Origin of the sequence: Pseudomonas sp. DrBHI1 (assembly GCF_002205115.1) — a bacterium.
Classification (GTDB): domain Bacteria; phylum Pseudomonadota; class Gammaproteobacteria; order Pseudomonadales; family Pseudomonadaceae; genus Aquipseudomonas; species Aquipseudomonas mosselii.
Window position 1 is genome coordinate 93,379 of sequence record NZ_NIBE01000143.1, and the last position, 7,083, is coordinate 100,461.

Here is a 7,083-nt window from a genome sequence, read left to right on the forward strand (position 1 = left end):
ACTCCTCGCCTTCGTGCTCCTTGAAGGTCGGGTCGCTGAACGCGGTCGGCGGCTGGATCAGGAACGGCAGCAGGCTGCGCTGGCCGACCTGCGAAGTCAGCACCGCATACCCCGGCCCCTCGCCGCCACCCACCAGCGCCTGGCGTTCGCCGCGGCGTACCAGGCTGTAGCGCGCCTGGCCGTCGTGCTCGCCGTCGAACAGCTCCTCGACATTGACGTTCAGCGCCCGCGCCAGCTTCAGCGCGGCGGCGATCGACGGCGTGTTGAGGCCGCGCTCGACCTTGGACAGGTAGCTCTTGGTCATGCCGGACTTGTCGGCCAGCTGCTCAAGGGTAATGCCCAGTTTCTTTCTCAGCAGTTTCAGTCGGATAGACATGTGACGCGGGTTTCCCGAACAAACGCACTTGCTTATGACACTTTGTGTCATATAGGATTATTTGTGTCATCTTATGGCTCACCCCCTCACCGTCCAAAGCTCGGGGGCGAGCCAGCCCTGACATCCATCATCACGCCACAGAGGAAAGCTCCCCATGGCCAACACCCTTACCCTCAGCAAAGACCAGCTGGTGCAAAAGGCACTGACACAGATGCAAGGCTCGCTTGCCGATAATACGTGGACTGTGCGCGAAAAGCTGGCCCTGACCTGCCGAATTCTCTTCGACAACGGCCACGACTCGGGCCTGGCCGGGCAGATCAGCGCCCGTGGCCCGCAACCGGGTACCTTCTACACCCAGCAACTGGGCCTGGGCTTCGACGAGATCACCGCCACCAACCTGCTGCTGGTCAACGAAGACCTCGAAGTGCTCGAAGGCCAGGGCATGCCCAACCCGGCCAACCGCTTCCACAGCTGGGTGTACCGCGCCCGCCCCGACGTCAACTGCATCATCCACACCCACCCGACCCATGTCGCCGCGCTGTCGATGCTCGAAGTGCCGCTGCAGGTTTCGCACATGGACCTGTGCCCGCTGTACGAGGACTGCGCGTTCCTCGAGGCCTGGCCAGGCGTGCCGGTGGGCAACGAGGAAGGCGAGATCATCAGCGCCGCCCTGGGCGACAAGCGCGCCATCTTGCTCTCGCACCATGGCCAGCTGTCCACCGGCACCACCATCGAACAGGCCTGCGTCTACGCCCAGCTGATCGAGCGCGCCGCGCGCCTGCAGCTGCTGGCGATGGCCGCCGGCACCATCAAGCCGATCACCCCGGAGCTCGGCCGCGACGCCCACGACTGGATCGACCGGCCCAAGCGCCACGGCGCCGCCTTCAACTACTACGCCCGGCAGGCCCTGCGCAGCCACGCCGATTGCCTGAACTGATCCCTCTACGCCTTGCTTGCGGAGCCTTGCACAATGACCAATCAATTCCACGGTATCATCGGCTACACCATCACCCCGTTCAGCGCCGACGGCGAGCAGCTCGACCTGCCCGCGCTGGGGCAGTCCATCGATCGCCTGATCGCAGGCGGTTCCCACGCCATCGCCCCGCTGGGCAGCACCGGCGAAGGCGCCTACCTGAGCGACAGCGAATGGCAGCAGGTCGCCCAGTACAGCCTGGAGCGCATCGCCAAGCGCGTGCCGAGCATCGTCAGCGTCTCCAACCTGACCACCGCCGGCGCCGTGCGCCGCGCCCGCTTCGCCCAGCAGCACGGCGCCGACGCGGTGATGGTGCTGCCGGCCGCGTACTGGAAGCTCAGCGAAGCCGAGATCCTCCAGCACTACCGCGCCATTGGCGCGGCCATCGACATCCCGATCATGCTCTACAACAACCCGGCCACCAGCGGCACCGACATGCCGGTGGAGCTGATCCTGCGAATCGTGCGCGAAGTCGACAACGTGACCATGGTCAAGGAGAGCACCGGCGACATCCAGCGCATGCACAAGCTGCAACTGCTCGGCGAGGGCCAGGTACCGTTCTACAACGGCTGCAACCCGCTGGCGCTGGAGGCCTTCGTGGCAGGCGCCACGGGCTGGTGCACGGCGGCGGCCAACCTGATTCCCGAGCTGAACCTGCGGCTGTACCAGGCGGTGCAGGCCGGTGAACTGGAGCAGGCCAAGGCGCTGTTCTACCGCCAGCTGCCGTTGCTCGACTTCATCCTCAAGGGGGGCCTGCCGGCGACCATCAAGGCGGGCCTTGAGATGACCGGGCTGCCGGTGGGCGAGCCACGGCGGCCGGTGTTCGGGCTGGATGCCCAGGGTCGCGAACAGCTGAAGGCGCTGCTCGACGCCTTGCGTCAGGGCTGACATCAGCGGCGTACCTGTGGGAGTCCACTCCCACAGGTCATCCACACACTTGAGAACTCGACCCCGAACCCGGAGAATGCCCCCGCCCCAAACGACCAGAAGCCATGGAAAAGGACCTTTCCAGTGAACCAGAAACAACGCGACACCCTCAGCAAATTCCTCAGCTACGTACTGCGCCACGCCCCCGAATCCATCGACCTGACCCTCGACCGCGACGGCTGGGCCGATGTCGACGCGCTGATCCAAGGCGCCGGCCGGCAAGGCCATGCCTTCGACCTGCACGCCCTGCGTGAAGTGGTCGAGACCAATGACAAGCGCCGTTTCACCCTCTCCGACGATGGGCGCCGCATCCGCGCCGCCCAGGGCCACAGCAGCGCCCAGGTCGAAGTGCGCCATGTCGCCAAGACGCCACCCGCCCTGCTCTACCACGGTACCGCCAGCCGCTTCCTGGCCTCCATCGAATCCCAGGGCCTGATCCCCGGCAGCCGCCATCATGTGCACCTGAGCGAGGACCCGCAGACCGCGCTGGCGGTGGGCAAGCGCTATGGTCAGCCGGTGCTGCTCACGGTCGATACCCAGGCCATGTGCGCAGCGGGAACGGTGTTCTATCAAGCCGACAACGGTGTCTGGCTGGTAGACCAGGTGCCGCCGACACATCTGTCACGCCAAGCAGAGAAATAAGCCAAACCCGTCCCCCTGTAGGAGCGGCCTTGCCGAGGCGTCGGACCGGTCGGAAAGGGCTGCATAGCAGCCCCAGGATTTCAGCATTGATGCAAAGATCGCCGGGGCCGCTTTGCGGCTCTTTCCGACCGGTCCGACGCCTCGGCGGGGGCGAGTCCATCGATTACAGGGGAATGTGCAAGCCTGGACTAGTGCGCCATCCCCAGCTCCGCATCATCCATCAGCGCCTTGGCCAACGCACTGAGGTAATGCGCCGCCCAGACCATCCGCGGATCTTCATCCATCACCCCGACCAAGGTCAGGTGCCGCACATAGTCCATCAATTCCGACGCCTGCTCGCGAGCGTGCTGGCAAGGAATGCCGGGCTCGATGCAGAACAGCGGCTGGGCATCCTTGCCCTCGCCCTGATAAAAACGGGTCTTGCCCGGCGTGACCTGGGTCTTGCCATCGTCTGTGGTCATGATCGATCTCCCTGAAAACGTCGTCGGCTAGTGCAGCGTGCGGGGCTCGCCCGGCGCTTGGACCGAGTGCTGCACCTGGGTCAGGGCGGATTCGAGCAACGTGCGCACCGCCTCCATCTCGTGGGCGGCGGCCAGCATCAGGATCGCGCCGGGCGACCGGGGCTTGAACTGGACGGCCTGGTTGGCCACCGTGAGCGCGCAGAAGGCGTACTCGATGGCGCGTACCAGGGTGTCTTCGAGGAAGTGGGCGTGATCCTGGGGGGAAGGTGGATCGGGGACAATCTTCAGCATGTCTTGACTCCAACGTATGAATGGAGCCGCCGCACTTTGCTGTCAAACAAGAGGGTGGCAGCTGTACGCGGGTTGACAGACCGAGACGTTGGCACTCGGCGCACACGGGGTGCCCACACGCACAGCCGCCATGAAAGCAAACCTACGAGGGCAACGTCTACGGTCTGTCAAAACCGACCGCTGAATTGGCAGCGGCAGGCCGAGACTAGAAGGCGAGTTGACCTGGAGCAAGGGCTGAAAGGCGGTAAAAGCATGCTTCGGAAATGGACTACAAGGAATAAGGAAATTCCGATTCACTGAGGCCAATACTGGCTATCGAAACCCGGAAAAGACGACAGTTTTTGCAGGTCCGCGTGTAAGACACACGTATCGATCCGCCCACTGCACGGCTCCCTGATCACACCTCCGAGTCGAGCAACTCGCTCGTGCCATAGCTGAAAATGGTCCTGACCTGTCCCCCACGTCGATAGGACAAGGTGAATGCCGTCCAGTGGTCCCCTCGCTGGGCGCCGCTTTGTCGCAGTTGCTTTACCAGCTTGAAGATCACCGCGTTATTGAAGTCCGTTTCAACATCCATGATCTCAACGCCATTTCGCTCAGCCGTGAGCTGTGTCTCAACCCAGCCATCTCCTACTTTGACCTCGTACTGAAACGCGTCATAGCCGTCAACAATACCTTGATCGAGTATCGAGAAAAGCTCTTTAACAATGGCTAGGTCTTCAGTAATCATTATTCTTTTACCGGTGGCGTATTGGGTTAGCGCTAGAAGTCCTCACTAACATCTCCAGCATCAAGCTTCGTCGCCGTCTTGGCCGTGCAAAGGCAGAAATTAGAGTAGAAAAAATAAATCGGTCCCTTTTCGCTCCCCAATGATCGCCAGAGATAGTTCTTGACAGCCCTGAATTTCAAAAGGGGAGATTTAACTTCCACACCCTAACTTCAGCGCGCCCCGCCTCCAGCGCTCAACCTCCTCACAGAGACCTTAAGCACCAGGCTTCGCCGTCGTCTAGGCCATGCAACAGAATAGATTAATTTAGAACAAATAAATCTATCCCCTTTTGCCCCAAACCCTCACTGCACAAACCTGAATTTCCAAAAATCGCCAAACTTAACCCAATATCGTTCTGCATCCGGTATCAGAAAGCTAAAGTCCAAACACTCCGCATGCCAATCAGGATACACAAGATCCTCATGCGACCTCCCCGCATCCATGTGCAGATAGATCTTTCTATCAAAATTAACATAAAACATTGGCAGCCTTGCAGCTACCTGCCCTGCATAATAGTACGCCTCCGAATCCAACCCCTCGCCTGACACATAATAATCCTCGATCTTTTTGAACAAAGCTCTTACATCGCACCCCTCTACATCGAAAATCCTATCAAAATCCTCACCCAACAAAACGCCGGCTTCAAGCCAACTCACATACTGCAAAAAATTATCTGCCGTCAGCCTTAGAGTGCCACCCCTAAATTCTCTACACGCCTGCACATATTGCTCTTTGGTTATATCGCCCCGCCGAAGATAAGCCGCATAATCTTTTTCGGCATCAAGAGTAAAATTGTATGTATAATCTAGAACCCAATAAAACCGCCCCTCAAGAATGAATAAGCATATGCTTTTTTCACCATTCCAAAGATCCTCTAGCAATTCTGGACTAAACATCATTTATTAAACTCCTTCAAGAACTCCGACTGTGTGTATACCCTGGCATTACTTGAACCTCTCTCAAGCAGCGCCTCCCACATTCTCGGTAGTTCCAGCGCAGTACCCGGCTTACTAGGGTCCACAACCTTAGGTGCTGACGGGTCCCGTGGGACACCGGGCACCGGCCTTTGAGGAACTGCCTTTTCCATTTTTTCTTTATGAAGCTTAGCGTCCACATCAAACACCACCACAGAACCATCAGGACGCTTGTTTGTCAAATAATAAGTTGCATGATCTGCATTTCCGACGCTAACACAAAGCTGGCCAGCACAGCCCGGATTTATACTGATACTTCCATCAGAGTTTGCGGTAATACGGTACTGGCTTGTTGCTGTGCCCGCTCCACCACCCTCAACTCTAAAATATTTCTCTTTTCCTGGCGTCTCTACTTTGGATCCTTCGACGCTTGGCCTGGATGCAATGATATCCCTTTCCGCCGTCGCCAACTCAGCTAGATTACCTCCCACCTTCGGCTTGAGCCCTGATTCGGTGTGGAAGTAAAGCTTCCCGTCCGAAGCAAGGTATTCAAAGCTGCCCGTCCTGCTGTTGAATACGGTCTGGTATCCATCCAGCTTGGCTACATTGGCGCCAACCCCACTGGCATCGCGATACCAGGCAGGTAACCCGGCCACCTCTCGAGTTGCAGCGCCCGCACCGACCATGGTGCCCGCCTTCGCCGCCTCCTCGCTGGCGGCCAGCATCCTGGCGACCTGCCCCAGCTTGGCCACTCGATTGACCGCGACGAAGTTCATGTAGAACTGCATCTGCCAGTCCATCTCGACCCTTGCCGCTTCCTCGGGCTTGCCCTGCAGACGCAGCAGGCTTGACTTGACCTCCGCATCCTGCTTGCCCTGCAGGAACGACTTGACGACGTCCTGGGGATTGCTGGCCGAGCTGATCAGTTGATGCAGAATGCCGGTCGTGGTGCGCTCAGGCTGTTTGACCAACCCTTCGGCCAACCCGGCAAGATCCTTGAGGAAACCACCCAGGGCGTCGCCAATGCCTTTGCTCGCACCGACGGCGTCAGCGCCCAGGTCGACCTTGCCGAAGTTCAGGTTCTTCTGGTAGTAGTCGGCCCCCTTGCCCTTCTGTAAAAAGGGGACAGATTTATTATTCACACTCTAAATTTCGACTTACCCCGCTTCCAGCGCTAGACGTCCTTACTAATATCTTCAGCATCAAGCTTCGTCGCCGTCTTGGTCATACAAAGGCAGAAATTAGATTAGGCACTGTACGAAAAGTAATGTCGTAAACACCGTCGCCAGCAAGCCAGCGTGACCATTGCAGCAAAGCTTTCCGCCAGCTTGCAGTAGCGTGTACCCAGGCGGCGGTGCTCCTTCAGCCAACCAAATAGCCGTTCGATGGCGTTCCGCTGCCGATACTTGGGCTTGTCAAACAGGCGCGGTAAGCCCGGCTTCGGTCTGCGTTTCATGTCACGCAGCGGAATCACCGGCTGCATCCGATAGCGGTCGCAGTATTGCCGCAAGGATTCTGCGTCATAGCCTTTGTCGGCCAGGAGCCAGCGGCAGCGCTTGCGTGGCCTACCTCGGTTCAAAGGGATGTGGACACCGTCCAGCAGTCGCTGAGCATGGGATATGTCACTGGCGTGACCACCTGAGAGCGTGAAGTGGAGTGGGATGCCACGGGCGTCACTGACCATGTGAATTTTCGTCGTCAACCCGCCCCGGCTTCGTCCAAGTGCGTGG

General features: G+C 59.2%; 9 protein-coding genes and 1 pseudogene. 3 read left to right on the forward strand and 7 right to left on the reverse strand.

The window, feature by feature from the left end; translation table 11 throughout:
* Positions 1–376: helix-turn-helix domain-containing protein (locus CC207_RS25855; RefSeq protein ID WP_256582367.1), on the reverse strand; the 376-nt coding region annotated here is incomplete at its 3' end.
* 154 nt (positions 377–530) lie between these two features.
* Between CC207_RS25855 and CC207_RS25860 the strand changes: the two genes are divergently transcribed.
* From CC207_RS25860 to CC207_RS25870, 3 genes are all read left to right on the forward strand, one after another.
* Positions 531–1,313 carry an aldolase gene (locus CC207_RS25860; RefSeq protein WP_088853028.1) on the forward strand — a complete coding sequence of 261 codons (783 nt, stop codon included), beginning with the start codon at positions 531–533 and terminating at the stop codon, positions 1,311–1,313.
* Between the two features lie 33 nt (positions 1,314–1,346).
* Positions 1,347–2,237 carry a dihydrodipicolinate synthase family protein gene (locus CC207_RS25865; protein ID WP_088853029.1) on the forward strand — a complete coding sequence of 297 codons (891 nt, stop codon included), beginning with the start codon at positions 1,347–1,349 and terminating at the stop codon, positions 2,235–2,237.
* Positions 2,238–2,360: 123 nt separating this feature from the next.
* Positions 2,361–2,918, forward strand: coding sequence for an RNA 2'-phosphotransferase (locus tag CC207_RS25870; RefSeq protein ID WP_088853030.1), 558 nt, complete (start codon positions 2,361–2,363; stop codon positions 2,916–2,918).
* A 188-nt stretch (positions 2,919–3,106) separates the two neighbouring features.
* Here CC207_RS25870 and CC207_RS25875 read toward each other — a convergent pair whose 3' ends face one another.
* The 6 genes and pseudogenes from CC207_RS25875 to CC207_RS28155 form a co-directional block, all read right to left on the reverse strand.
* A complete protein-coding gene (locus tag CC207_RS25875; RefSeq protein ID WP_028691523.1) occupies positions 3,107–3,379 on the reverse strand; it encodes a DUF3077 domain-containing protein in 273 nt (90 codons plus the stop codon).
* A gap of 27 nt (positions 3,380–3,406) precedes the next feature.
* Positions 3,407–3,670, reverse strand: a complete 264-nt coding sequence (locus CC207_RS25880) for a hypothetical protein (protein WP_088853031.1) — start codon at positions 3,668–3,670, stop codon at positions 3,407–3,409.
* Between the two features lie 397 nt (positions 3,671–4,067).
* Positions 4,068–4,400, reverse strand: a complete 333-nt coding sequence (locus CC207_RS25885) for a hypothetical protein (RefSeq protein ID WP_088853032.1) — start codon at positions 4,398–4,400, stop codon at positions 4,068–4,070.
* A 341-nt stretch (positions 4,401–4,741) separates the two neighbouring features.
* The gene (locus CC207_RS25890) at positions 4,742–5,338 is read right to left on the reverse strand and encodes a hypothetical protein (protein ID WP_371916523.1); all 597 of its coding nucleotides are present in this window, start codon (positions 5,336–5,338) and stop codon (positions 4,742–4,744) included.
* On the reverse strand, positions 5,335–6,495 hold the full coding sequence (locus CC207_RS27205) for a hypothetical protein (protein WP_178081000.1): 1,161 nt from the start codon (positions 6,493–6,495) through the stop codon (positions 5,335–5,337). The genes CC207_RS25890 and CC207_RS27205 overlap by 4 nt, the downstream gene beginning before the upstream one ends.
* 104 nt (positions 6,496–6,599) lie before the next feature.
* Positions 6,600–7,083, reverse strand: a pseudogene (locus tag CC207_RS28155) (IS5-like element ISPsp10 family transposase); the annotation flags it as partial.

Coding starts and splice junctions, on each gene's coding strand:
- CC207_RS25860 (WP_088853028.1), top strand. CDS start 531: ATGGCCAACACCCTTACCCTCAGCAAAGACCAGCTGGTGCAAAAGGCA.
- CC207_RS25865 (WP_088853029.1), top strand. CDS start 1,347: ATGACCAATCAATTCCACGGTATCATCGGCTACACCATCACCCCGTTC.
- CC207_RS25875 (WP_028691523.1), bottom strand. CDS start 3,379: ATGACCACAGACGATGGCAAGACCCAGGTCACGCCGGGCAAGACCCGT.
- CC207_RS25880 (WP_088853031.1), bottom strand. CDS start 3,670: ATGCTGAAGATTGTCCCCGATCCACCTTCCCCCCAGGATCACGCCCAC.
- CC207_RS25885 (WP_088853032.1), bottom strand. CDS start 4,400: ATGATTACTGAAGACCTAGCCATTGTTAAAGAGCTTTTCTCGATACTC.
- CC207_RS25890 (WP_371916523.1), bottom strand. CDS start 5,338: ATGATGTTTAGTCCAGAATTGCTAGAGGATCTTTGGAATGGTGAAAAA.